General features: G+C 50.0%; 19 protein-coding genes and 1 riboswitch. Of the genes, 15 read left to right on the top strand and 4 right to left on the bottom strand.

The features are described from left to right. Positions 1-66 precede the first annotated feature (66 nt). The 9 genes from fdhF to hydG all read left to right on the top strand — a co-directional run bounded on the left by fdhF (position 67) and on the right by hydG (position 11,878). Entirely contained in the window at positions 67-2,211 is a 2,145-nt protein-coding gene (gene fdhF, locus D328_RS0107995) for a formate dehydrogenase subunit alpha (RefSeq protein WP_018884460.1), read from the top strand. Next, on the top strand, positions 2,208-2,891 hold the full coding sequence (locus D328_RS30200; RefSeq protein WP_018884459.1) for a 4Fe-4S dicluster domain-containing protein: 684 nt from the start codon (positions 2,208-2,210) through the stop codon (positions 2,889-2,891). Before fdhF ends, D328_RS30200 begins: the two co-directional genes overlap by 4 nt. Before the next feature lie 86 nt (positions 2,892-2,977). Next, complete coding sequence (locus D328_RS0107985) at positions 2,978-4,405, top strand: [FeFe] hydrogenase, group A (RefSeq protein ID WP_018884458.1); 1,428 nt, start codon at positions 2,978-2,980, stop codon at positions 4,403-4,405. Beyond that, a complete protein-coding gene (locus D328_RS0107980; RefSeq protein ID WP_018884457.1) occupies positions 4,402-4,983 on the top strand; it encodes a 4Fe-4S dicluster domain-containing protein in 582 nt (193 codons plus the stop codon). The genes D328_RS0107985 and D328_RS0107980 overlap by 4 nt, the downstream gene beginning before the upstream one ends. A gap of 35 nt (positions 4,984-5,018) precedes the next feature. Continuing rightward, complete coding sequence (gene moaA / locus D328_RS28575) at positions 5,019-6,242, top strand: GTP 3',8-cyclase MoaA (RefSeq protein ID WP_018884456.1); 1,224 nt, start codon at positions 5,019-5,021, stop codon at positions 6,240-6,242. Between the two features lie 21 nt (positions 6,243-6,263). Beyond that, entirely contained in the window at positions 6,264-7,769 is a 1,506-nt protein-coding gene (locus tag D328_RS0107970; protein WP_018884455.1) for an aspartate ammonia-lyase, read from the top strand. Positions 7,770-7,774: 5 nt separating this feature from the next. Then, on the top strand, positions 7,775-9,049 hold the full coding sequence (gene hydF / locus D328_RS0107965; RefSeq protein WP_026281063.1) for a [FeFe] hydrogenase H-cluster maturation GTPase HydF: 1,275 nt from the start codon (positions 7,775-7,777) through the stop codon (positions 9,047-9,049). A gap of 223 nt (positions 9,050-9,272) precedes the next feature. Next, positions 9,273-10,337 (top strand): [FeFe] hydrogenase H-cluster radical SAM maturase HydE, encoded by a 1,065-nt coding sequence (gene hydE / locus D328_RS0107960; RefSeq protein ID WP_051091108.1) that lies wholly within the window; start codon positions 9,273-9,275, stop codon positions 10,335-10,337. Positions 10,338-10,462: 125 nt separating this feature from the next. Further along, the gene (hydG, locus tag D328_RS0107955; RefSeq protein WP_018884452.1) at positions 10,463-11,878 is read left to right on the top strand and encodes a [FeFe] hydrogenase H-cluster radical SAM maturase HydG; all 1,416 of its coding nucleotides are present in this window, start codon (positions 10,463-10,465) and stop codon (positions 11,876-11,878) included. 89 nt (positions 11,879-11,967) lie between these two features. On the opposite strand, the gene fdhD is transcribed toward hydG, so the two are convergent. Further along, on the bottom strand, positions 11,968-12,765 hold the full coding sequence (fdhD, locus tag D328_RS0107950) for a formate dehydrogenase accessory sulfurtransferase FdhD (protein ID WP_018884451.1): 798 nt from the start codon (positions 12,763-12,765) through the stop codon (positions 11,968-11,970). A 200-nt stretch (positions 12,766-12,965) separates the two neighbouring features. Further along, a complete protein-coding gene (locus D328_RS0107945) occupies positions 12,966-14,297 on the bottom strand; it encodes an APC family permease (protein ID WP_018884450.1) in 1,332 nt (443 codons plus the stop codon). Between the two features lie 259 nt (positions 14,298-14,556). Next, a riboswitch (guanidine-I (ykkC/yxkD leader) is annotated at positions 14,557-14,662 on the top strand. Between the two features lie 68 nt (positions 14,663-14,730). On the opposite strand from D328_RS0107945, the gene D328_RS0107940 reads away from it, so the two are divergent. The 5 genes from D328_RS0107940 to D328_RS0107920 all read left to right on the top strand — a co-directional run bounded on the left by D328_RS0107940 (position 14,731) and on the right by D328_RS0107920 (position 22,241). Next, positions 14,731-15,453, top strand: a complete 723-nt coding sequence (locus D328_RS0107940) for an urea amidolyase associated protein UAAP1 (protein WP_018884449.1) — start codon at positions 14,731-14,733, stop codon at positions 15,451-15,453. A 1-nt stretch (position 15,454) separates the two neighbouring features. Then, positions 15,455-16,123 carry an urea amidolyase associated protein UAAP2 gene (locus D328_RS0107935; RefSeq protein ID WP_018884448.1) on the top strand — a complete coding sequence of 223 codons (669 nt, stop codon included), beginning with the start codon at positions 15,455-15,457 and terminating at the stop codon, positions 16,121-16,123. After that, positions 16,116-19,739: an urea carboxylase gene (uca, locus tag D328_RS0107930; RefSeq protein WP_018884447.1), complete on the top strand. Its 3,624-nt coding sequence runs from the start codon at positions 16,116-16,118 to the stop codon at positions 19,737-19,739. The genes D328_RS0107935 and uca overlap by 8 nt, the downstream gene beginning before the upstream one ends. After that, positions 19,736-21,466, top strand: a complete 1,731-nt coding sequence (locus tag D328_RS0107925; protein WP_018884446.1) for an allophanate hydrolase — start codon at positions 19,736-19,738, stop codon at positions 21,464-21,466. Before uca ends, D328_RS0107925 begins: the two co-directional genes overlap by 4 nt. Before the next feature lie 184 nt (positions 21,467-21,650). Continuing rightward, the gene (locus D328_RS0107920) at positions 21,651-22,241 is read left to right on the top strand and encodes a GNAT family N-acetyltransferase (protein WP_018884445.1); all 591 of its coding nucleotides are present in this window, start codon (positions 21,651-21,653) and stop codon (positions 22,239-22,241) included. Positions 22,242-22,331: 90 nt separating this feature from the next. Here D328_RS0107920 and D328_RS0107915 read toward each other — a convergent pair whose 3' ends face one another. Beyond that, on the bottom strand, positions 22,332-22,949 hold the full coding sequence (locus D328_RS0107915; RefSeq protein ID WP_018884444.1) for a GNAT family N-acetyltransferase: 618 nt from the start codon (positions 22,947-22,949) through the stop codon (positions 22,332-22,334). A gap of 167 nt (positions 22,950-23,116) precedes the next feature. Here D328_RS0107915 and D328_RS0107910 point away from each other — a divergent pair, with 167 nt between their 5' ends. Next, positions 23,117-24,421, top strand: coding sequence for a helix-turn-helix transcriptional regulator (locus D328_RS0107910; protein WP_018884443.1), 1,305 nt, complete (start codon positions 23,117-23,119; stop codon positions 24,419-24,421). A 180-nt stretch (positions 24,422-24,601) separates the two neighbouring features. Here the strand turns inward: D328_RS0107910 and D328_RS0107905 are convergent, their stop codons facing one another. After that, a complete protein-coding gene (locus D328_RS0107905; RefSeq protein ID WP_025677267.1) occupies positions 24,602-25,153 on the bottom strand; it encodes a TetR/AcrR family transcriptional regulator in 552 nt (183 codons plus the stop codon). Positions 25,154-25,160 lie beyond the last annotated feature (7 nt).

The raw sequence follows: 25,160 nt of genomic DNA, 5'->3' as shown, positions 1-25,160 counted from the left end.
TGATTTCTAGCTGTAACCTACGTTTATTGCATGTTATGTGCATAAATTCACAAGGAGGCCAATTTCATGGAAGAAAAGGTTCGCACAATATGTCCTTATTGCGGGAGTGGCTGTCAAATGTATCTACGCGTCAAGGATGGACAGATTGTCGGAGCAGAAGCGGCGGATGGCCGTACAAATGAAGGGAACCTGTGTCTGAAGGGGCATTATGGCTGGGATTTCCTCCACGACCCGCAGCTGCTAACCTCGCGTCTACGTCACCCTATGATACGCAAGGAAGGGAAGCTGACCGAGGTGGGTTGGGAGGAAGCTATTCAGTATACTGCAGCCAGACTGCTAGAGATTAAAGAGAAATACGGCGCGGACTCTATCATGGGGACAGGCTCCGCCAGAGGGCCTGGCAATGAAGCGAACTATGTAATGCAGAAATTCATGAGAGCGGTCATTGGCACGAACAATATTGATCATTGTGCGCGGGTATGTCACGGTCCGTCGGTCGCAGGTCTGACTTATTCTCTCGGGGATGGCGCGATGTCCAATTCGATTCCGGAGATTGAAGATGCGGATATGCTGCTGATCTTCGGCTATAATGCCCCGGCCACTCATCCCATCGTAGCCCGTCGGATCGTGAAGGCAAAGCAGAAAGGAGCCATGCTCGTAGTAGGTGACCCGCGTAAGACCGAATCCGCGCGCATTGCCGATCTCTGGCTTCCGCTCAAGGGCGGCACGAACCTGGCATTGGTTAATGCTTTCGGACATGTGCTTATTGAGGAGAAGCTTTATGATGCAGATTTTGTAGCCCGTTATGTGGATGGGTTCGATGCATATCGCTCTAATGTAGAGAAGTATACGCCGGAGTATGCAGAGGCAATCACCGGGGTACGTGCAGCGGATATTCGTCAGGCGATGCGCAGCTATGCGCGGACAGACAAGGCGATGATTCTATATGGCATGGGCGTATGCCAGTTCGCGCAGGCGGTAGACGTGGTCAAGGGCCTGGCCTCACTTGCACTGCTCACGGGACATTTTGGAAGACCCTCTGTAGGTATTGGACCTGTACGGGGTCAAAATAACGTACAAGGCTCTTGCGATATGGGCGCATTGCCGAATGTATATCCGGGCTATCAGGCAGTCACGGATGAGCAGGTACGACGTAAATTCGAGGAGGCGTGGGGAGTCGACTTGCCGGATAGACCAGGGTATCGGCTGACCGAGGTACCGCATCTCATTTTGAAGGAGCAGAAGCTCAAGGCCTATTACATTTTTGGCGAGGATCCTGTACAAAGCGATCCGAATGCTGCCGAACTGCGAGAAGCATTGGATCAGCTCGAACTAGTCATTGTGCAGGATATATTTATGAACAAGACGGCCCTGCATGCGGATGTAATCCTGCCAGCGACCTCGTGGGGAGAGCATGATGGAGTCTATTCCTCAGCCGACCGAGGCTTCCAGCGCATCCGCAAGGCGATTGAGCCTCCTGCCTCAGTCAAGCCAGATTGGCAGATTATTAGCGAGTTGGCCACGGCGATGGGATACCCGATGAGCTACGGCAGCACCGAGGAGATCTGGGATGAAATGAGGGGGTTATGCCCAAGCTTTGCCGGAGCAAGCTACGCCAAGCTCGACGGACTTGCAGGTGTGCAGTGGCCTTGTCCGTCAGAGGAGCATCCTGGCACTCCTTATCTTTATAAGGGTCATAAGTTCACTACTCCGAACGGCAAAGGTCAGCTATTCGCATGTGAGTGGAGACCGCCGCTCGAGCAACCGGATCAGGAATATCCGCTTGTACTGTCGACGGTGCGCGAGGTAGGCCATTATTCAGTTCGGACGATGACAGGCAATTGCCGCGCGCTTAGTCTGCTGTCCGATGAGCCTGGTCGGGTGCAGATGAGCCGCGAGGATGCCGCTTCACTTGGCATTGAGGATGGTCAGCTGGTACGTATCATCTCACGTCGGGGACAGGTCGTATCCAGGGCCCTGGTAACGGATCGTGTAGCCAAAGGAGCGACGTACATGACGTATCATTTCTGGATTGGGGCATGCAACGAGCTGACCGTAGATGAGCTGGACCCGGTATCCAAGACACCCGAGTTCAAATACTGCGCGGTTCGGATTGAAGCAATCGCGGATCAGTATCAGGCCGAGGAGCAGGTACGCCGTCAATATCAGCTACTCCGTGAGCAGATGCTGGTAGGGGAGAGCAGGGGATGAGTGCTGTAGAGCCCAATGCGCTGGTCATTGCCGAAGCGGATAGATGCATTGGCTGCAAGGCCTGTGAGCTGGCCTGCTTTGCAGTACATCACCGCCATAACGGGGTGCAGGCTGCAGTAGGAACGGTCACCATACCTGTTCTTCCCCGGCTGTATGTCATTCGTGAAGACAGCATCACCATGCCAGTCCAGTGTCGTCATTGTGAGAATGCACCTTGTGCCGAGGTATGCCCGGTGCAAGCCATCCGTCAGACAGAAGGGATCATCGACATTTCAGCTGATGCATGTATTGGCTGTAAAGCCTGCTCACTCGCTTGTCCATTCGGTGCGATCAGTCTGTACAAGGCGTACAGTGCAGGTGTGGAGGTCAGGCAGGAAAAGCTGCGACAGCAAGAGGTGTATGAGCGACAGGAAAAGGGGGATGGGGGCAAGAGTATTTGCACTAAGTCTAAAATGGTTGCCTATAAATGTGACCTGTGCCGGGAAGCTGATCTGAGCAGCTTCGAAGGGCATGAAGAGAAGGAGGAACTGAATGCACCCCCGAATGCGGTTCGCGATCGTGTGCCGGCTTGTGTCGCTGTCTGTCCGGTGAACGCCCTGAAGCTGATCAAGCCAGGGGCATTGCCTTCACACCAGGCAGCTCCTGTACCTGTCTATGGTCGAACGAATCCGAGGCACTAAGAGCTCGTAAGGTATGGGCTTAATAAGCCTATAAGCTTGAGCAAGACGTATATTCCATCAAAAAGAACCTTAAAGGGATGACTGCCATGTCAAATAGTGAGCTTTTCGTTCAAATTGATGCAGAGCTGTGTACAGGCTGCCGACGCTGCGCAACGGTCTGTCCGGTAAATGCCATTGTGGGGGAGTATGGTCAACCACAGGCGATTGATACAGACAGCTGCGTCCTTTGCGGTCAATGTGTGCAGATTTGTACCTCCTATGCAGCTGAAGGCAACGAGGAAAGCAAGTACCTCACTGCCCTGAGGAAACGACGTGGACAACTGCCATCTGTACGTGAGCCGCTCTTCGCAGCCTACTCGACCGGACAGGTACTGAAGGTGAAGCAGGCGCTCAGAAGCGGGCAGCTGCACACGGTCGTGCAGTGCGCTCCGGCAATACGTGTATCGCTTGCGGAAGAATTCGGCTTGCCCTTCGGTACGCTTACTCCCGGGAAGATGGCAGCCGCACTGCGACGTCTGGGGTTTGACCGCATCTATGATACGAATTTTGGTGCAGATGTGACCATTATGGAGGAAGGAACGGAGCTGATCGGACGTGTGATGGCAGGGGAGCGGCTGCCGATGTTCACAACCTGCTGCCCTGCCTGGGTTAAGCATGCGGAGACGGCGGCTCCTGATCTCCTGAAGCATTTGTCCAGCTGCAAGTCTCCGATGCAGATGGTAGGCGCATTAATTAAGACTTTCGGAGCGCAGCTGGATGGAATTGACCCGTCACACATTTATAGTGTCGCGGTAATGCCATGCACATGCAAGTCGTTCGAGTGCAGCCGTGAGGAGATGGAGGTGGACGGACATAGTGAGGTGGACGTGGTCATTACGACCCGAGAGCTGGCCCAGTTGATCAAGGATGCTGGCATTGACTTCGAGCAATTGCCAGATGAGCCTTTTGATGCGCCACTTGGTCTGTACTCCGGTGCCGGTTCCATATTCGGTGTCACCGGAGGCGTGATGGAGGCCGCGATCCGCACCGGGTATGAGCTCATGACTGGGGAGAAGCTGATGGAGCTCCAGTTGGATTTTGTACGCGGTGAGGAAGGGATTCGGACAGCAGAGGTTCAGGTAGGCGAGCTATGCCTGCGAGTAGCAGTAGTAGCCGGTCTTCAGTACGTCCAGCCTGTGCTTGAACAGATCCGGGAGGGAACCTGCCCTTATCACTTCATTGAGGTGATGGCTTGTCCGGCAGGCTGTATCAGCGGGGGCGGTCAGCCGAAGCTGCTACTGGAGACACAGCGCAAGCAGGCATATCTGGCCAGGAAGAACGCAGTCTATCGCCATGATGCTCATCAACAGGTCCGCAAGTCACATGAGAATCCCGCCATTATTGAATTATACGCGCAATTTTTAGGGGAGCCGCTGGGACATGTATCTCATCATTTGCTGCATACTGTGTTCCGATCACGAAAGCCATCGTCCTGTCCTCCCCTACAAGCAGGAAGGAGAGCTGAATCAAGATGAATAGCTTTGTCATTGCTGATCCCGAGCGCTGTATCGGCTGTCGCACATGCGAGGTGGCTTGTGCCACGGCCCATGCGGGGGAGGATATGCTGCTGCGTTCGGAGGAACAGGTCCCCTTTTACCCCAGATTGAGAGTGATGGAGACGAATGAGATTACTGCACCTGTGCAGTGTCGTCACTGTGAGGATGCTCCATGTGCCAATGTCTGCCCCAATGGTTCCATCGTGAACCGGGGCCACAGCATTTATATCCATGAGAGCACTTGTATTGGTTGTAAAACCTGTATGCTGGTCTGCCCGTACGGAGCCATTACGATGATTCCTTCTTATAAGAGCGGCAGGAAGGAATACCAGGCAGGCCTGCGAATGAGCAACGGTGGAGGCTGGATGCCCAAAGAGCGTATGGTTGCAAGTAAATGTGATCTGTGTGAGGACAGCGGGCAGGGGCCAGAGTGTGTCCGGATCTGCCCGACACAGGCGCTGCAGCTAGTTCAGCACAAGGAGCTAGAGCAGGAGATTGCCTCCAAAAGATTGAACACGGCACGCACATTGCGGCAGTTCGGTGGTCTGATCCGGTAGCGGTGTGAATTTTTGCTAAAAGGCAGGTGAAGCACATGCTCAATTCCTTGAAGGATTCCTTTGGCCGTGTACACACTTATGTACGTATCGCTGTGACAGAGCATTGCAATTTGTCCTGCCGCTATTGTAGGCCAGCGCTCAAGGACATGCTTGGCCGTGAACAACCGCTTGCTGCATCAACAAATGTGCTTACGGATGATGACATTGTGTCTGTAGTGTCAGCGATGGCGGAGATGGGAGTCATGAAGGTTCGGCTTACCGGCGGCGAGCCGCTACTGCGACCAGGATTGGCTGCACTGGCTGCCAGGCTGCGCGCCATTGACGGCATTCGGCGTCTTGGGGTGACGACGAATGGCATGCTGCTGGCGGCGCAAGCCCATTCGCTGCAGGAGGCTGGGGTGACGGACATGAATATTAGTCTGGATTCTCTGCGGCCAGCGACATTTGCTGCCATTACTGGGGCTGATGTCTTTGAGCGAGTATGGAAAGGGCTGGAGGCCAGTCTGGCCGCCGGCTTTGAGCGAGTGAAGCTGAACGTTGTGTATATGCACGGAACGAATGACGATGAGGTGGAGGATTTTCTGCGGCTGACTCTGAGCCGACCCATTGCCGTCCGCTTCATCGAATATATGCCCATCGGACGCAGCACGAAAGGCTGGGCAGACAGTTATAAACCACTGACAGGTATATTGGAGCTCTGTGAGAGAGTCGGCTGGAGGTACGAGGCCGTTGCTGAGCCTGGAAGCCAGGCGAGCAGCAAGGCTGAAGGTTGTCTGGAAGCGTTGGGCGGGCCCGCGCATTACTACCGAATCGACGGGGCAGCCGGTTGCTTCGGCCTTATCTCGCCGATCAGCGAGCATTTCTGCGCAGCCTGTAATCGCTTGCGATTGACGGCGGACGGCTGTATCAAGTCCTGCCTCTATTGGAATGAAGAATCTGACATCAGGCCGTATCTTGGAAATCACTTCGAGTTGAAGCTGGCCCTGCAAAGGGCGCTGGACCTCAAGCCGCTTCGTCATGTCATGGGAGCCTCAGCAAGGTCCTGCAGGACCTCAGATCATTCCGCACATTCCATGTACTCTGGCTGTCCAGAACATTCTACCTGCTCTACCTGCTCTACCTGCACAGCGGATGCAGTGAAGGTGGAGCAATCAGCACAATCGGAACAGTACCTGTCGGTACTACCAAGACTGCAGGGTGAGTCGCAGCATGGGGGGCAAAAAGGGACAGCTAGGCAAATGTCGCAGATTGGAGGATGAAGTTAGGAGGATGATGTAAGGATGAAGCAGACTAAGCATCTAGACGCTGTGGAGCATTCGGTCCCCTCGTGCAAGCACAGACAGGCCTTTCGACAGGAGCAGGATGCGCTAGGCTCTTTGCCTATTCCGGCTGGGGCCTATTATGGCGTCCATACCATGCGAGCAAAGATGAATTTTGCAGTCAGCTCGCGTCCAGTGAACCTCAGACTCATACGAGCCGTAGTTCTTGTGAAGAAGGCAGCTGCCCGTGTGAACGGCAGAAGCGGCGAATTGCCTGTCGATAAGGCAAGGGCCATTGAGCTGGCTTGCGATGACATATTGGCTGGTGAACTGGAGGAGCAATTTGTTGTGGATGCTTATCAAGGGGGCGCGGGGACAAGCACGAACATGAATGTGAACGAGGTGGTAGCGAACCGTGCGCTGAAGCATATAGGCGTTCAAATGGGCGAGTATGGCATTGTTCATCCCATAGACGATGTGAATCGCTATCAATCCACGAATGACGTCTATCCGACTGCCCTTCGCTTAGCCTTGATTCCGCTCGTAAGGGAGCTGGCGGAGGCGATGGCGTGTTTACAAGCCACTTTCCAGTTCAAGGAGCAGGAGTATGCAGAGGTACTTCGATTGGGACGCACTCAATTAATGGATGCCTTGCCCATTCTGGCAGGGCAGACCTTCGGGGCTTATGCGAAGGCAGTTGCCAGGGACCGCTGGCGGCTCTATAAGGTAGAGGAGCGGCTGAGGGAAATTCATATCGGAGGCACGGCAGTAGGTACGGGTATGAATGCTCCACTTGCTTATGCATATGCCATGACAGACGAACTGCGAGAGCTGACAGGGCTTGGCCTGTGCAGATGCGATTATCCGATGGATCCGACACAAAATATGGACATCCTCGTAGAAGTGTCGGGTCTGCTAAAGGCTGCGGCCGTGAATCTTCTCAAAATCTCTAATGACTGCCGACTGCTGTCGTCTGGACCAGCTGGTGGAATAGGTGAATATGTCCTTCCCCCAGTACAGGCAGGCTCCTCACTCATGCCAGGCAAGGTAAATCCGGTGATGGCTGAAATGCTCGGATGCGTAGCGATGCGCGTAATCGCAAACGATACGGCAGTGACGCTGGCCGCGTCACACGGTCAATTGGAGCTGAATGCGTTCATTCCGCTGTTGGCGGAGGCGTTGCTGGAATCGCTAGAGCTGCTCATCCACGCCGTTCCCTTGTTCCAGGAGCGTTGTATTGCAGGCTTGACACTGGATGAAGAGCGCTGCCGAGAGCATCTGGAGCGTTCTGGTGTACTGGCGGCAGCCACAGTGGCGTACCTCGGCTATGATGCAGCCGCGGACTTGCGCAGGGTAGCTGCCTCGTCAGGTCGACCCTTGGAGCAACTGCTGCTGGAGCAAGGGCTAATGACACCCGAGCAGATCCGTCAGGTGCTGAGCCCCTACGCTGTGACGAGCCCTGGCATTCCTGGGCATTCAAGAGAGAATAACGAACCGAACTGCGGGACAGAGGAGGGAACGATGTGACTCGCTTGAGCATGAATCACACGCCGCGTGGCCAACGACCGCACATTGCCGTGTTCGGGCGTTGTAATGCGGGGAAATCAAGCCTAATTAATGCGATCTGTGGGCACACGGCAGCCATCGTATCTCCGGTAAGCGGCACGACGACGGACCCGGTCTATCAAGCTATGGAGCTGCTCCCGGCCGGTCCGGTCGTGTTCATTGATACCGCCGGACTGGATGATCACAGTGTGCTCGGCAATGAACGTTCACGCGCCGCACTAAGCATATTGCAGAAGACGGATATGGCGCTGTTGGTCATTGATCCAGATTATGGTGTCGATATGCTGGAGCAAGATCTTATGGACAGATTGAAGGCAGCGGTCCCCCACATCATGCTTGTCATAAACAAAGTAGATCGCATAGATGGTGGGCCAACGGAAACACAACAGTACTGCGATAGCATCGTGCGGGAGCTGGGGGCAAGCTCCGAGTTGGAGCTGCACGCGGTGAGCAGTCTCACGCATAGCGGCATTGTTAAGCTGAAGCAGGCGATGGCTGTCAGACTGGCAGCTCAGGAGGAGGGGCGTTTTCGTCTTGTAGGCGATCTGTTGCAGCCAGGAGAGCTGGCGGTGCTAGTCGTTCCGATTGACAAGGCTGCACCGAAGGGAAGGCTGATATTGCCGCAGCAGCAGGTGATTCGTGACATTTTAGAATGTGATGCCACGGCTGTAATGACCAAGGAGCATGAGCTCGCACATACACTGGCTTCATTGGGTCGCAGGCCCAGTCTCGTCATTACGGATTCTCAGGTATTCATGAAGGCCGCTGCGGATACGCCCTTGGACGTGCCGCTCACATCGTTCTCGATCCTGTTCGCCAGAGCCAAGGGGCATCTGCCGCAGCTCGTCAAGGGAGTACGCTCGGTAAGCGCCCTGAAGGAAGGGGATCGGGTCCTGGTTGCTGAGGCTTGCACTCACCACCGTCAATGCGATGACATCGGTACGGTGAAGATCCCTCGCTGGCTGCGGGAGCGGTGCGGCAAGAAGCTGTGTATTGAGCACGCCTCAGGCGGCGAATTACCCCCGTCACTGGACTCCTTTTCTCTCATTATCCACTGTGGTGCATGCATGCTGAATCGCCAGGCTATGCTGCATCGTCTGGCTGTGGCAGCAGCTGCCGGGGTACCCATCGTGAATTACGGGATGTTCATCGCCTATGTGCAGGGAGTGTTCCCGCGAGCGATTGATATGTTCCCTGAGGCGCGGTTGGCCTGGGATGAGCCTGTGTTCAATCCTCAATAATTACACTGGATACGATACTAGAAGTCCCGGTGGAAAGGAAGATCAGACATAGCAGCGATCGTAAGGATTCTTTTGTTTGGAGCTTTGTTTTGGAGCTTAGTTTGGGCTTTGCTCGGAGCAAAGTTACGCATTATAGTTCTTCGGGATCGTTTGCGTACACACCTTGATCGAAGGATGCAATATGCTGCTGTAGAAATGGAGGGAGGGTCCAACGAATAACCTCATAAGCAAGCTTGGCAGTCAAGGTACAGCGAGTAGACTCGAGCTGATTTCGCTGATCGACTCTCTTGATGAGTCTGTGCATCAGCATTTACGGCGTACGGCACACAGTGTACGTGTATCTATGTATGGCAGTAGCGTATATGTGCGTGGGCTGATCGAATTCTCGAATATTTGCAAGCAAAACTGCATGTATTGTGGACTGCGTTCAGGCAATAAGCAGCTGAGCCGTTACCGTCTATCGCTTCAGGAAATCATAAAATGCTGCGATGAGGGCTATAGTCTCGGTTACCGAACCTTCGTCCTGCAAAGTGGTGAGGATGCTTGGTATACAACCGACAGACTAGCCGAGTTGATACGCTGCATCAAGCACTCCTATCCAGATACAGCCGTCACGCTCTCCATCGGAGAGAGAAGCGATGAATGCTATGCACGGTTGTATGAGGCAGGAGCTGATCGATTCTTACTGCGCCATGAGACGGCATCACGTGCGTTATACGATGCTCTGCACCCGACAATGCAATTCGAGCAACGGCGAGAGCGGCTGCATGCTCTTCAAAGCATCGGCTATCAGATCGGGGCAGGCTTCATGGTCGGCCTGCCGGGACAGACTTCAGTCGACCTGGCGGAGGACCTGCTGTATGTACAGGAGCTGCAGCCGGATATGATTGGGATTGGTCCTTTTTTGCCGCATGAAGCAACACCGCTCAGGGATCAGCCCCCAGGTACAGTGGAGCGTACCCTTGATATGATTGCACTGGCCCGACTGCTGGTTCCGCAGGCATTGATTCCAGCTACGACGGCGATGGGCACGGCCCACCCGCAAGGACGGGAGCTGGCACTGCTGGCAGGTGCCAATGTTGTCATGCCGAATCTGTCACCGATATCCGTGCGTGATAAATACATGCTCTATAACAACAAAATCTGCACGGGAGACGAATCAGCACAATGCCGCTTCTGTCTGGAGCGGCGCATTGAAGCAGTTGGACTCTATATGGATATGGGACGCGGTGATAGTCTGAAATACCTGGACCGAAGTAGACAGCCTAGCGCTCCACTCATTCCATAAAAGAACAAGATGATGACGAAGGGCACAACACAAATTAGCACAGTACACGCGATGTAACAACGTGCACTTGACGGAAGACCACTCCAAGTATTACACATCCATTTTATAGAAAGAAGTGAATTGCTGTGAGCAAGCTGAATGAGCATCGCCCGGCAGATTTTATTCAGGATGAGGACATAATTGCCGCCCTTCGCTATGGCGCCGAGGCGGTGCAGGACCGTGCATTGGTGGAGGATATACTGGACAGGGCTAGCGCATGCAAGGGGCTCAGCTCTATGGAAGCAGCTGTGCTACTGCATGTGGAGGATGCGGAGACACTGGAACGGCTGTTCCTGGTGTCTAGACAGATTAAGGAACGAATTTACGGCAACCGAATCGTACTCTTTGCTCCGCTGTATATAAGCAATCACTGTGTCAACAATTGTGTCTATTGCGGCTATAAGCATTCTAATTCAGACTTGGAGCGCTGTCGTCTGAGTGCTGACAATATCGCGGAGGAAGTCCGGGTATTGCAAGCCCTTGGTCACAAACGGCTTGTGCTGGAGGCCGGCGAGGATGAGCGCTACTGCTCTATAGACTATGTGCTCGATTGCATACGTACCATCTATGAGACGAGGCTGGATAACGGTCAAATCCGTCGCATCAACATCAACATTGCTGCCACGACGGAGGAGAATTATCGCCGTTTGGCTGCAGCAGGGATCGGGACGTATATCCTTTTCCAGGAGACCTACCATCGGCCCAGCTATCGCCATTATCATCCCAATGGTCCGAAGCGGGATTATGATTGGCATACGACTGCCATGGATCGAGCAATGCGCGCGGGTATAGATGATGTCGGTATCGGTGTTCTGTACGGTCTGTATGATCACAAATACGATACGATCGCCATGCTGAAGCATGCGGAGCATCTGGAGGAGGCATTCGGCTGCGGCCCTCATACGATCTCCGTTCCTCGCCTGCGTCCGGCTGAAAATGTTAATCTGGATAACTATCCATATCTCGTCAATGATCATGAATTTGCCAAGATCGTGGCTGTTCTGCGTTTGTCCGTCCCTTATACAGGTATGATTTTGTCAACACGCGAAGACACTGGCTTCCGTGATCGGATTATTCAGCTAGGCATTTCACAGATTAGCGCTGGCTCTGCCACAGGCGTAGGGGGCTACAGCGTCAACAAAGACAAGGAACAGGTATCGCAGTTCACACTTGGCGACCACCGATCACCACTCGAGATCGTCAAGGCGCTATGCAGGGATGGTTACGTTCCTAGCTACTGCACAGCCTGCTACCGCGAGGGCCGTACTGGGGACCGTTTCATGCAATTGGCCAAGTCTGGACAGATCCATAATGTATGTCAGCCCAATTCGCTGATGACGCTGCTGGAATATTTGCTCGATTACGCGGATGAGGAGATGAAGGAGCTGGGAGAGCAGATTATTCGCGACAATCTTGAGAGTATTCCTAAGGAAGGAGTAAGAAAGGCTACCATGAGGCAACTGGAGCGAATCCGAAGCGGTGAGCGGGATTTGCGATTCTAGTGAGTTTTATATGAAAAGTAAATAGAAAGGAGGCCCCAACAAGTCGCGATTATGCGTTGTTAGGGGCCTTTTAGGTTTTCAATTGACTGCTAATCAGCTATAATTCGCTCGGGATGACTGTATACATTGCAGACATCTGCTCGGATGAAGCCGACTGCGGTTATACCCAGTTCATCAGCCAGATCGATCGCAAGACTGGTCGGAGCGGATTTGGACAGGACGATTTCCGCTCCGAGCTTAGAGGCCTTCAACAATATTTCTGAAGAGATTCTTCCACTGAGTACGATTGTGTTGTGCTCGGGGGGAATTCCTTGTCGCAGATAGTGTCCCAGTATCTTGTCCAGTGCATTATGACGCCCAATATCACTGCGGGTCAGAAGTACGTCCTTATGGCTGCACAATGCTGCAGTATGAACGCCTCCGGTGTGCTGGAACAGCTCGGTTCCCGACATTACCGTATTCATCAAGCGGAAGCAATCAGCATAGCTCAATTCAATAGGTTCGCCATGGGTATGCTTGGCTGTGCGTGCATCATTGACGTACACGAAGCTGTGACGCCCCGAGCCGCAGCAGGAGGTGACGTACCGCTTGGCGAACAGCTGCCGATGCAGGGGATTCCAGCGTTTCGTCGTGACATGCACGAAGCCTTCTTCCTCCTGGGTCCAAATATGCTGGATATCCTGCATATGGCGTATAATTCCCTCGGAGGCGAGATAGCCGATAACCATATCCTCGATGAACTCTGGCGTACAGACGAGAGTTACGAATTCCTCACCATTGATCTTAATCGTTACTGGATGCTCCATAGCGACGCTGTCCTCTACATGACTTAGAAGTCCCTGGCAAAATCGGATGATGTGCCGTGCTTGCTCAGGCTGCGTATTCATTATGCTCCTCCTTCGAACTAGACGAGAATGTGTATTAATAGATCTGATTGTAAATAATTAGCAGATTCCATGAGTTAAATACACCACTTTGCCGTCGCTCTGTCAATGAGGGATGTTATAGAGGCATAATGTAAAAAAACCAACCAGCAAACTAGTCTCATTTGCGTGGTTGGCTCGTGTTACTTGATCGCATATTCCGCTCACATCGCCTCTTCAATCTCAGGCAATGAGTTGTGGATTGAAGCAGATCTCATTCGGTGATTCATGTACAGAAGCAGGCCTAGCACAATCCATCCGGTGCCAAGAAGAAGAGAGGAAGCCCCCAGTTGAGTGATGAGATATAGAATGAACATGGCTCCCAACAAGGGGAAAATCATTCGAACAATCCAATCCTGCAAACTACGCCTTTTCTGACGAATGATATAATGGCCGATGACAGAGAGATTTACGAATAGAAAGGCCGTTAGTGCACCAAAGCTGACAAACATGATAGCCGTCTCCAGACTGATGAATAAGGCCGCGAGGGAAATAACACTGACGAGCACAATATTGAACACAGGCGTGCGGAATTTGGGGTGAATAGCACTGAACTTCCGAGGTAACAAGGAGGATCTGCCCATGACAAACAGCAGCCTGGAGACAGTTGTCATAGAAGACATGCCTTGCGCAAGCACGGAGAAAATAACGACAAAGGTGAACATGGAGGCAAGGGTTCCGCCGCCTATAACCTGCATTAACTCAAATCCAGCCGAGTCCATATGCGCAAACGTAAAGGAAGGGTACATCTGTTGAATTAAATAGGCCGTTGCGAAATACATAATACCAGCGATACTAACGATGATCAGAATAGCACGGGGTATCGTTTTTTCCGGTTGTCTCGTTTCTTCTGCCATCGTCGTGATGGAATCGAAGCCAAGGAAAGAAAAACAGACGAGAGAAGCACCAGCCAGTATGGCTGAGAAGGGAACGCCTTCTACGGAATGAAGAGGATTAAGTCCCATAGTCACCCCTTGTGTCACGGCTTTGTATACAAGAAAGGCACAAAAACCTGCTATAAAAATGATTTGCATCAGCACAAATATCTTGTTGACGTTTGCGGACGTTTTGATGCCGATCACATTGATGATCATCACAATAAGGGTAAGGAGCACAATCCAGACGGGAGAAGGAATGGAAGGAAATTGGGCATGAAGATTAATGCCAAACATCAGTACAGCTACAATACAGGAGAACAGATAATCGAGCAGAATCACCCAACCGACCAGAAAGCCGATAAATGGGTTCATTGCCTGGCTTACATAGGTGTATGCCGAACCGGACACCGGAAAAGCCTTGGCCATTTGTCCATAGCTGCCTGCAGTAAACAGAATAGCTACAAAAGCAAGAACGTATGCAGCCAGCAGCATCCCCTGAGAACCCTCATGAAGGACACCAAAGCTCGTGAAAAATATCATGGGAGACATCCAAGCTAGTCCCATGGTCACCACATGGCTCAAGGAGAGATTTCTTTTTAGTGTTAGTTTTTGTGACATATTAAAACCTCCTTCGAAATCAAAAATGATATGCTGTTTTTCCGTGTCATGATATTTCACATTTTTACAGGCGTTTTAGCAAAAATCAAGCTATTTTTTGAGCATATACGTACGTTCTGTCATTTTCTATAGTAGTTTTTTCGTCATTTTGAGAAAAACATGCCATGAGTTTAAGCGAAAGTGATGTTTTTTAAGATTATTTTCAAAAAACTATTGTGATTTGTGATATTGAGTGTTAGTATTCATAACATGAATTTCATAAAATGTTTTCTAGGGTTCCGAACCATACTTTGGTTGACTGGTCCGAGAGAAAACGCATTGGGTGCATTACCTAATGTACACGGCGGGAAAAAAGCCCGGGAGAATCAATCAAAGAGCAATCTTTGATGTTTCTCTCGGGCTTTTTTATATTTTTCTACAGGAGGAATGAACAATGACAGCATTATTCACGATGACTATGCAGCCTGGTAGCAAATGGTCTGCCCATGTAGGAAGAGGAAAAGCGATCACATTAACAGCAACAGGAGATCGTGCCAATATATCCGCATTGTTATTCCATGCACAAGATCCGGCAGAACGCTACAATATGCCTGATACCCTGAAAGCCCAACACACCGCTTATTTGACGACAGGTAACGTACTGATGAGTGATCAAGGGAGGGTGCTGGCTTCCATTACGGAGGATACGGTAGGCTGGCATGATCCTTTATCCGGATATACCACTCGTGAGACGACGGATCAAAAATATGGAATCACCGCATATCAGGACCAGCGCAACGACTGGTTGAGAAGCGGGGAAGAGAACTTTAAGGTCGAGCTGTTCCAGCATCAACTGTCGCCTCGTGACATCGCGGTTCCGGTTAACTTTTTCTCAAAGGTCGTGTGCGAACTGGATGGAACAATGAAGTATACGTTGCAGCAAACAGCAGCACGATCGGTCACGATCCGCACGGAAATGGATATCTTGCTGGTGCTATCAAATACACCCCATCCGCTTGATCCTTCAGCACACTACCCAAATACCTCGATTATCGTATCGGTGACAGATGCCGAGCCCGTTTCTGAAGAGGACCCCTGTGTGCTTCACTGTGGAGAGAACCAACGAGCTTTTGAAAATACATGGAATGCTTATACTTTGCTGAAGGGGGCCAACTAACATGAATACTCCTCAACTTGTAGAGAGTCAATTGCTGACGGAAAAAGCCATATATGAGCACGTGATCCCAGCTGGTGATGGCTGGCTACATGATCTTCGGCCTGGCCAAGTTCTTCGCATCGTTGATATGGAAGGCAATCAGGCCGTCGACACGCTGTTCTATTCTACTGAAGATCCGACTGACCATTACAGCGCAATTCGCACAATTACCCGTCAGGGAAATCTGTATTTGAGGACAGGTTCGACTCTGCTCGCTGAATCGGGCCAAGAGCTGCTGCGGATTACGGCTGATACCTGCGGAAGGCATGACACGATCGGCGGTGCCTGCTCGGCACAGAGTAATACCGTCCGCTACGCCCATGATAAGCTCTCGATGCACAACTGTCGTGATACCTTCATGCTAATGCTCTCACAGCGAGATGAATATACCAAGCGAGATCTCGCCCCTAACGTCAACTTTTTCATGAATGTGCCCGTCACACCAGAAGGCAAGCTAACCTTTGCAGATGGAATATCCGCACCAGGTCGTTACGTTGAATTAATTGCGCTGGCTCCGGTGACCGTTCTGATTAGCAACTGTCCACAGTTGAACAATCCATGTAATGCTTATAACCCCACTCCAGCCAAAGTGCTTATCTGGGATGCAGAAGGAGGTAACGCCGATGTTTAAAAAAGTACTGATCGCCAATCGCGGTGCCATTGCCGTACGCATCATTCGGACTCTTCGTCAGATGGGCATTTCCAGCGTAGCCATCTACACAAAAGCAGACCGCGACAGCCTCCATGTCGAGCTTGCAGACGAAGCCGTGCTGATCGGAGAGGGTCCGGCAAGAGAGAGTTACGTGAATACTGAATTGGTCCTCCAGACTGCCATGGGGGCAGGGGCTGATGCCATACATCCCGGTTATGGATTTTTGAGCGAGAACGCAGCCTTTGCCAGAGCGTGCGCGGAGCAGGACATTACATTTATTGGTCCTTCACCCGAGCACATTGAGCTATTTGGCTTGAAGCATACGGCACGAGCCATGGCAGCAGAAGCTGACGTACCTTTGCTACCTGGCACAGGCCTGATGCATTCTTTGGGTGAAGCAATTCAACAGGCTGCAAGCATTGGTTATCCTGTGATGCTGAAATCGACGGCTGGTGGTGGTGGAATTGGCATGCGGGTCTGTGAGCACGAGGAGGTGCTGAGGGAAGCTTTTGAATCGGTATCCCGTCTGGCCACAGCTAATTTTAATGACGGCGGCGTATTCCTCGAAAAGTACATTGCACGTGCACGCCATGTCGAGGTTCAAATTTTCGGCACGGGTAACGGTGAAGCCGTGGCTTTGGGGGAACGAGACTGCTCTGTACAACGGCGCAATCAGAAAATCATTGAGGAGACCCCGGCTCCATGCTTACCGGATGCAGTGCGACAGGAGATGCTTGAATGTGCCAGACGACTGGCGATTTCCGCAGGCTACCGCAATGCTGGAACGGTGGAGTTCCTGTATGATCCCGATGGGCAGCAATTTTACTTCCTGGAGGTAAATACAAGACTTCAGGTAGAGCATGGGGTGACAGAAGAGGTACTAGGCATCGATTTGGTGGAATGGATGGTCAAGGAAGCCGCGAATGAGACCGACTCATTGAACATCTCAGCTCCTTCACCAACAGGGCATAGTCTCCAGGTACGCTTGTACGCCGAGGATTGCATGAATGATTTTCGGCCGAGCGATGGACGCATTGATGCGATTCACTGGCCTGAACAGGTGAGAATTGAGAGCTGGATTCAACCTGGATTGAATGTGACTACACTGTATGATCCGATGCTGGCAAAAATCATTGTGCACGCCAATACGCGCAGCGAAGCTATAGCCAAAATGAAGGAAGCGCTCCTTCAGCTCCGGGTGTATGGCGTAACGACTAATCAGTCATATATAGAAGCATTTTTACACACCGATTCCTTCGAGAATGGGGAAGTGCATACCCGCATGCTTTCTGACTTTAAACCACTGGAGTGTGCCATTGAAGTGTTGGACGGCGGTATTCAGACAACAGTACAGGACTGTCCTGGAAGAATCGGCTACTGGGATATCGGTGTGCCGCCATCCGGTCCGATGGATCAGCTTGCTTTTCGTATCGGCAACAGGTTGCTTTATAATGACGCACAAGCCTCTGGTCTTGAAATGACACTTCGCGGGGGATCATATCGCTTCAGAGACGAAATAACCTTCTGCCTGACAGGAGCTGATATGAAGGCTGAACTGGATGGCGTCATTGTTGAACCCTACACGCCGACAGTTGCCTCTCCAGGAGCAGTGCTTACCCTTGGTGAAGCAAAAAAGGGCATGCGGACATATTTACTCGTGGCCGGGGGGCTGGATATGCCACTCACGCTTGGTAGTGCAGCAACCTTTACATTGGGTGGATTCGGTGGACATCGTGGCAGTGCATTGCGAACAGGTGCCATTCTGCGAGTGAATAAAGCAAAAGGAAATGGTAAGGTCGCGCTTGCTCCTCTCACAGCCGATCGCAGACCGAAGTACAACAATGAGTGGACGATTGGCGTGATACCCGGACCACACTGTACGGATGAATACGTGCTTCCGGCTTATCTGGACCAGTTGACCGAGACTACATGGGAGGTACATTTCAACAGCTCCAGAACAGGCGTCAGATTGATTGGTCCTGCTCCGCTGTGGGCGAGAACCGACGGCGGCGATGCAGGGCTGCATCCTTCTAATATTCATGACAACGCTTATGCTGTCGGTGCATTGGATTTGACGGGCGACATGCCAATCCTGCTAGGACCAGATGGTCCGAGTCTTGGAGGGTTCGTCTGCCCGGTAACCACGGCGACCGCTGAATTATGGAAGCTCGGACAACTAAGCCCTGGCGACATGGTCCGCTTCAGACTTGTAACTGTTGAGGAAGCCGAGCAATTACGAGCGGCACAAGAGCTTTATCTAAAGGAGCTTGACGTGCAGCCAATGCTGCCCGCTCTCCCCGCAACATCTACTGGTGAGTATATGCCGATTCTAGCCCAAGCGGTAGAAGGTAGACGCTTCCCTATCACTATACGCTGCTCTGGTGATGAGAACATTCTGGTCGAGTACGGGGAGCGCGAGTTGAACCTGTTATACCGATTCCAGGCTTACGTGCTCATGGAAGCGATCAAAGAAAAGGGGAACATACCTTATATCGAGCTGACGCCAGGTATTCGTTCTCTGCAGATCCATCTGGACGCGACCCGTATGACGGTAAAAGAAGCGGCTAACCTGATCATGGAGATGGACCTACAGCTTCCAGAGCTGGAGACGATTGAAGTGCCTTCACGGATCGTCAAATTACCACTGTCATGGGATGACCCGGCAACCCAGCTCGCCATTGAGCGATACCAGCAAAATGTTAGACCCGATGCGCCATGGTGTCCTAGCAATCTGGAGTTTATTCGGCGTATGAATGGGCTTGGGTCGCTGGAAGAGGTTGCAGAAATCGTGTTTAACGCCTCCTATCTCGTCATGGGGCTTGGAGATGTGTACCTTGGTGCGCCAGTGGCTGTACCCCTGGACCCGCGACATCGACTTGTAACCACCAAGTATAATCCGGCGCGGACGTGGACTCCGGAAAATGCCGTCGGCATTGGCGGCGCGTATCTCTGCGTATATGGCATGGAGGGCCCAGGCGGATATCAGTTCGTCGGACGCACGGTACAAATGTGGAATTCGTTCAGAGAAACAGGCAATTTCGAGGCAGGCAAGCCATGGCTGCTACAGTTCTTTGATCAGCTTCAATTTTATCCAGTGTCAGAAGCAGAGCTTCTCAACATGCGTGAGGAATTCCCGCGGGGAGGTTTTACTTTGGAGGTCGAAGAGACCACATTCCATTTGGGCACGTATCTGGAATGGCTGGGAACCATCGAACAGGAATCTGGCAGTTTCCGGCAGCAGCAGCAGAGCGCATTCCAGGCGGAACGGAATTACTGGAAGGAGCTCGGAATCGCGGAATATGTATCTGAGCCTGAAGTAGCGGCAACCTTGGAAGAAGTGGAGATGCCTGAAGGGAGCCTGGGCATGAGCAGCTCGATGTCGGGTAGCGTATGGAGAGTATTAGTGGAGCCAGGCCAGGAGGTTCGAAAAGGTGACACTATTATAATAGAAGAAAGTATGAAAATGGAGTTCCCGCAGCTCGCTCCAACAGATGGAATGATCGCTTCCATTTATGTCTCACCGGGGGATCAGATCAAGTCAGGAGACTGGATTGCTGCGATCATCCCAACGACCAAGGAGGAGGTTAAGCTATGACGGTGAACGCTATCCCGAGAACCATGTCGGTCCATGCACTCCGTAACGGCTATCTTCGAGGCAGCTTCACACCTGCAGAAGTGGTGGAGAGCATCATCCAGCGCGCAAGCGACACTGAGGATTACCATGTCTGGATCACGCCGCCATCCCTGGAGCTCATTGCTCCGTATCTGGAGAACCTTCAACACATGTCTATTACTGATTATCCGCTATGGGGCATTCCTTTTGCTATCAAAGACAACATCGCCGTTCAAGGCTGGCCTCTCACGGCAGGATGCCCTGAATTCGCAACGGTCTCCGAGCAACATGCCGTAGTCGTGGAAAGGCTCATTGCTGCTGGTGCCATTCCTGTCGGTAAAACCAATCTTGATCAATTCGCCACAGGGCTGGTCGGTACGAGAAGCCCTTATGGGGAGACACATAACGCCTTACGTCCCGAACTGATCAGCGGAGGTTCAAGCTCTGGTTCGGCGGTAGCGGTAGCACTTGGTCAAGCGGCCTTCTCACTTGGCACGGATACAGCCGGTTCGGGCCGGATTCCGGCAGCGTTGCATGGCCTCGTTGGCTATAAGCCTGCTGTAGGCGCATGGCCATCCACGGGCCTAGTACCTGCATGCCGTAGCATTGACTGCATCACCGTATTTGCTTATGAGCTGGAAGACGCTGTTTCCGTGGACCGGATCGTGCGAGGACCACATGCTGAAGATGCTTTCTCAAGATCGCGCCCTGTGGGTCCATCTCGCGCACCTGCCAAGTGGTTGCTACCCAAGGGAGAGCTAACATTCTATGGTCCATTTGCAAAAGAGTACGAGGCGGCTTGGCACACGGTCAAACACACATTACTGCAGTCAGGTTTATATGTTGAGGAGGTTGATATCTCTCTACTGCAAGAAGCCGCAACACTTCTGTACGAAGGACCACTTGTAGCTGAACGATGGGCTGACCTGGAATCATTCGTCGAGTTGCATCCTGGCGCACTGTTACCTGTAACGGAGAATATCCTTCGAACAGGCAGCAAGGAGATGCATACAGCTGCTGCATTATTTCGTGCACAGCACCGATTGGCTGAAATTCAGCGCAGCACAAAAGAATTGCTGCAAGAGGCCATTTTGGTGATGCCTACTTGTGGGGGAACATGGACGAGAGAACAGGTCCAGAAGGACCCCATTCATACGAATAGTCAGATGGGACTATACACGAATCATTGCAATTTGCTCGATTTGAGTGCGATCGCGATTCCCGCAGGGGAGGTAGCGGAGAACACGCCTTTTGGAATAACTCTCTTCACATTACCTGATCAGGAAGCCTCCATGGTTGAAGCAGCTAAAATGGCCCAGCAGTACCAAGATCACATCCTGGTCGCTGTCTGTGGCCTGCATATGAGAGGCATGTTACTGGAAGCTCAGATGACGGGCCTGGGAGCTACTTTTGTGGAGGAAGCCCGCACAGCTCCCGCATATCGCCTATACCAACTGAATACGAATCCAGCAAAGCCAGGTCTGGTTCATGCATTGGAAGATGGTGCAGCTATTGATCTGGAGCTATGGAGCATGCCCGTTACCTCCTTTGGTGTATTTACAGCAGCCATTCCAGCTCCGCTAGGGATGGGTAAGATTTTGCTGCAAGACGGGAGGGTGGTGTCGGGCTTCATTTGTGAGGCCTCAGCTATAGAGACTGCGGTGGATATTACACATCTTGGCGGGTGGAGAAAGGCTGTATCCATTTGAAAGGGTACTTTATACACGTATTCTTCATTCCCATTAAAAGTCGCTATTATGGCGGCTTTTTTCACTTTAGGGGAACAGGCCAGCACCTTGGTTAAATCAGGTTAACGTAGTAAAATAACTCAGGATATCGTTTCACGCATCGTTGTGAATGAACCAAGTAACTATAAAACAGAGGAGACCGAGCATGAGTGATCCATTTGCATTTGATTTATTTCCATTAATCCAGACCGAACGATTCATTCTCCGGGCACCCGAGGACAAGGACAGTCAGGATCTATTGGCATTATATTCGGATGAAGCCGTGGTGCAGTATATGCCGTTTACTCCCTTCGAATCTGAAGAGGATGCTAGGGGAGAGATGAGCTGGTATGCGAAGATTTTCAAAGAACATACGGGTCTGCGCTGGATGATTGAAGACCGTGAGTCCTGTCGTGTAATTGGAACGTGTGGGTTTCTGAATTATGAAAATGTACATAACCGTGCAGAGGTCGGATACGATCTGCATTCCGACTACTGGGGCCGCGGCGTTATGGCGGAAGTGGCTCGTGCTGTACTGCATTTTGGATTCATGCGCATGCAGTTGAACAAGATCGAAGCAAAGGTTGAACCGGAGAATGAGGCATCCATTCGTCTGCTGCACAAGCTTGGTTTTCAACAGGAAGGTGTACTTCGTCAGCATGAGTTTGAGAAAGGCAGGTACATTGATCTTGCGGTGTTCGCACAATTAAAAAGTGAAATGTCGAAGTACATATGCGCATCGCATTCCATTTTCTGATTTTGGGAGCTCTTTATATTCTTAATTGTTAGAAAGGAAGAAAGCAGCTGATTAACATGATCAGCTGCTTTTGTTCAAGTAACGTGCAGATTAGGTCGTGGTAGTGAACTCTAAACATTTTTGCATAAATATCACCTTTTTGAAACCAGCTTTTACAGTAAATGAGCTGGACTTAAGTTCTTTTTTGATAATATAACCGAAACGTTCATATAATTTTTGTGCTGACGGATTAGTATCAACAACCTCTAGATTTATTTTAGTGATTTGCATATCTTTTGCGAGTTGCTCTATCTTGTTTAATAGCAACTTCCCTATTCCATTGCCACGAGCTTTTACAGACACAGCAATAGGGTCAATATGCAATATATTTTCTTTGTATAAATGGAACCTTAAATAAAACGTGTAAAATAAAAATCGCCAAATCGCTATGAATGGAGGGTAAACATTCCGAAAAGCGGTATAATTCGCAGGTGTAAAGGCTTTTTTTCCTATATTGTATCCTAGAAATCCAATTACTTCTTCATTTCTTATGGCATATATACCTTGTTCAAATTGAATAGATTGAGATAATAGCTCAACTGCCTGCTCTCTAGTTTTTGCATAAAACCATAGATGTTTTACTTTCAATGGAAAAGCTTCGTAAAATAAATTTGCAACTTGTTCTTGTTGTTGTGGATTAAGCTTCGATGTGATTTCAATTTGATTCAATGATTTCTCCCCCAATTCTTGATTTTAAATTTCATTGTTGTTCTGTATTTCATTTTCCTCAAATGAAGACGAGTGAACAATTCACATTTCTTTGAGTTGTTGGTACATTTCTTAGACTCATTTATTTGCTGCTTATTAATATTTGAATTGAGAGGAGGAAATAAAAGATGAGTAGCAGACGTTTTTTGGCCCAAAATACTCCCTTAAAAGCGCAGCTTCTAAGAGTCAAAGATGAACCGTTTCGGTGGGATAATTCCATTGAAGTCGTGATTGTATTGGAAGGTAGCATTCATGTTGCAATTGCAGACGAAGGCAGGAAATTAGGGGTCGGTGCAATAGAAATTTTCAATATCAATCAAGTTCACCGTCTATTTCAGACTAATGAAAATAATTTAGTACTCCAAATAAATATAGATGCTGAATTCGCAAAAGAGTATTGCCCGGATATATCAAAAATCTGGTTTGCGCATGAATTTAGCCCTGGCACCTATCTAGGGTTAGGACGAATAAAAGAAATGAATGAAACAATTTGCACGTTAATATCGCCAATTGTAAACAAGAGTGAGATCCGCTTCTTAGCTCTAATGAACATAACAGAACAACTGTTGGATCTACTCACTACAAATTTTAATGTCAAAAGAATTTTCGAAGGAAACCCAACCAAGCTGCAACGGATGGAGAAACTATATGAATATTTATTTAATAGCAGGGTCTACACCAACAAGGCATCTTTAAATGATATTGCTAAAATTACAGAGGAGTATTTAAATTTAGATTATTTATCATCACAATTTAAATTGTTAATAGGAGATACGCTGCAAAATTTACTTCATTACTTAAGAATTGAGCACGCTATAAAACTATTATTAACTACAGACAAAAGTCTAGTTGAAATATCAATCGAGAGTGGTTTTTCTTCTCCTAGATATTTTTATCAAAAATTCAATAAAATTTTCCCAGAGGGACCGAAAGAATTTCGCAAAGAAAATAAGAAAAAGCATGAGATGCGAGAATACTGCAGGGAAATAATCGATCCAGCATTTGTTCTTCCAAGGCATCCTGGGTTATTTTACAGTCACGAAACCATTGGCAGTGAACAAAACAAATGGATTAACCTCGATATATTTGGACCCTATGATCAAAATTCAACTTCTCCGTATTTGATAAAAATACCTGAATTAGTCAAAAACAACTCACATAAGTATCTTAAGATGATTCTTCAGGTTAATAATATAAGTCCATACAAAGTTTTTGGATTTGATGAAATATCCGATCCTCTAAACAGTGATATTAAAATTCTGACATTGATTATAAAAATATTAAGCGAAAACGATATTCATCCTGTATTTATTGTGAAAGCGAGTAGTGAAGCTATTTCAGAACAGATAGTAACCATACAGCAGCTCATTCAAAAATATTCCCTTACTTATGGGTCAGAGCAATTGAAGGGATGGAGAATTGAAATTCGATGAGGCAGACGAAAGCAGTCTTTAACTCTATTTCCTTAACAAGGATTTAGAGATAACATATGAATCTAGTTGATATCAAACAGGCTAATTGCCGAAATGGACAAGGACTGGCTTCGATTACCGATTTCGATGCATAGCTAAATGTTGAGTTCAAAACCAAAGATGTCTGGCTCAGATAAGGGTTCACCATAGCTGCAGTCTGGCCTCCAGAATCTTGGTCATCTGTTCGACCATTTCTTCTGGGGTATATGGCATGGATTGGACGATCCACCACTCAATCAACCCCGTGATAGAAACGGATAAGAATTGTGCCAGCACATCTCTTTGGATATCGGTACGCAGTTCCATATGGTTCACCACCACGGTTATATTCGTTTCTATCATCTGTGTCATGCGGTGTCTGAAAGCCGGAATGCCTTTGTTAGTGATCAAAACGCTATAGATTGCTGCATGCTCCTTCAGATACGTGAACGTACGAATCAGCAGATCCTGGGACAGTAAAGTGTCTGCCTCTTCATCCGGTACGCAGCTGTCAGCAAGCATCATCAGATACGTCTCCACACTCTGTTCCAGGAGGTCATATTTGTCTGTAAAATGCAAATAGACCGTTCCGCGGTTGACATTGGCCCGATCCGCAATCCCCTGAATGGTAATCCTCTCAAAATCCTGCTCCCCCAGCAGCCCTATGAACGCTTGCATAATCATTTGTCTTGATCGCATAATACGTCGATCCATAATCTTC

The sequence above is a fragment of the Paenibacillus massiliensis 2301065 = DSM 16942 genome, assembly GCF_000377505.1.
Lineage (GTDB): Bacteria > Bacillota > Bacilli > Paenibacillales > Paenibacillaceae > Paenibacillus > Paenibacillus massiliensis.
The sequence above is the reverse complement of the archived record's forward strand: the minus strand, read 5'-3'. Positions and strand labels throughout refer to the sequence as shown.

What these genes read in the sequence shown, in the direction of transcription:
- fdhF (WP_018884460.1), top strand. Translation starts at nt 67, where the DNA reads ATGGAAGAAAAGGTTCGCACAATATGTCCTTATTGCGGGAGTGGCTGT.
- D328_RS30200 (WP_018884459.1), top strand. Translation starts at nt 2,208, where the DNA reads ATGAGTGCTGTAGAGCCCAATGCGCTGGTCATTGCCGAAGCGGATAGA.
- D328_RS0107985 (WP_018884458.1), top strand. Translation starts at nt 2,978, where the DNA reads ATGTCAAATAGTGAGCTTTTCGTTCAAATTGATGCAGAGCTGTGTACA.
- D328_RS0107980 (WP_018884457.1), top strand. Translation starts at nt 4,402, where the DNA reads ATGAATAGCTTTGTCATTGCTGATCCCGAGCGCTGTATCGGCTGTCGC.
- moaA (WP_018884456.1), top strand. Translation starts at nt 5,019, where the DNA reads ATGCTCAATTCCTTGAAGGATTCCTTTGGCCGTGTACACACTTATGTA.
- D328_RS0107970 (WP_018884455.1), top strand. Translation starts at nt 6,264, where the DNA reads ATGAAGCAGACTAAGCATCTAGACGCTGTGGAGCATTCGGTCCCCTCG.
- fdhD (WP_018884451.1), bottom strand. Translation starts at nt 12,765, where the DNA reads ATGAATACGCAGCCTGAGCAAGCACGGCACATCATCCGATTTTGCCAG.
- D328_RS0107945 (WP_018884450.1), bottom strand. Translation starts at nt 14,297, where the DNA reads ATGTCACAAAAACTAACACTAAAAAGAAATCTCTCCTTGAGCCATGTG.
- D328_RS0107940 (WP_018884449.1), top strand. Translation starts at nt 14,731, where the DNA reads ATGACAGCATTATTCACGATGACTATGCAGCCTGGTAGCAAATGGTCT.
- D328_RS0107935 (WP_018884448.1), top strand. Translation starts at nt 15,455, where the DNA reads ATGAATACTCCTCAACTTGTAGAGAGTCAATTGCTGACGGAAAAAGCC.
- uca (WP_018884447.1), top strand. Translation starts at nt 16,116, where the DNA reads ATGTTTAAAAAAGTACTGATCGCCAATCGCGGTGCCATTGCCGTACGC.
- D328_RS0107925 (WP_018884446.1), top strand. Translation starts at nt 19,736, where the DNA reads ATGACGGTGAACGCTATCCCGAGAACCATGTCGGTCCATGCACTCCGT.
- D328_RS0107920 (WP_018884445.1), top strand. Translation starts at nt 21,651, where the DNA reads ATGAGTGATCCATTTGCATTTGATTTATTTCCATTAATCCAGACCGAA.
- D328_RS0107910 (WP_018884443.1), top strand. Translation starts at nt 23,117, where the DNA reads ATGAGTAGCAGACGTTTTTTGGCCCAAAATACTCCCTTAAAAGCGCAG.
- D328_RS0107905 (WP_025677267.1), bottom strand. Translation starts at nt 25,153, where the DNA reads ATGGATCGACGTATTATGCGATCAAGACAAATGATTATGCAAGCGTTC.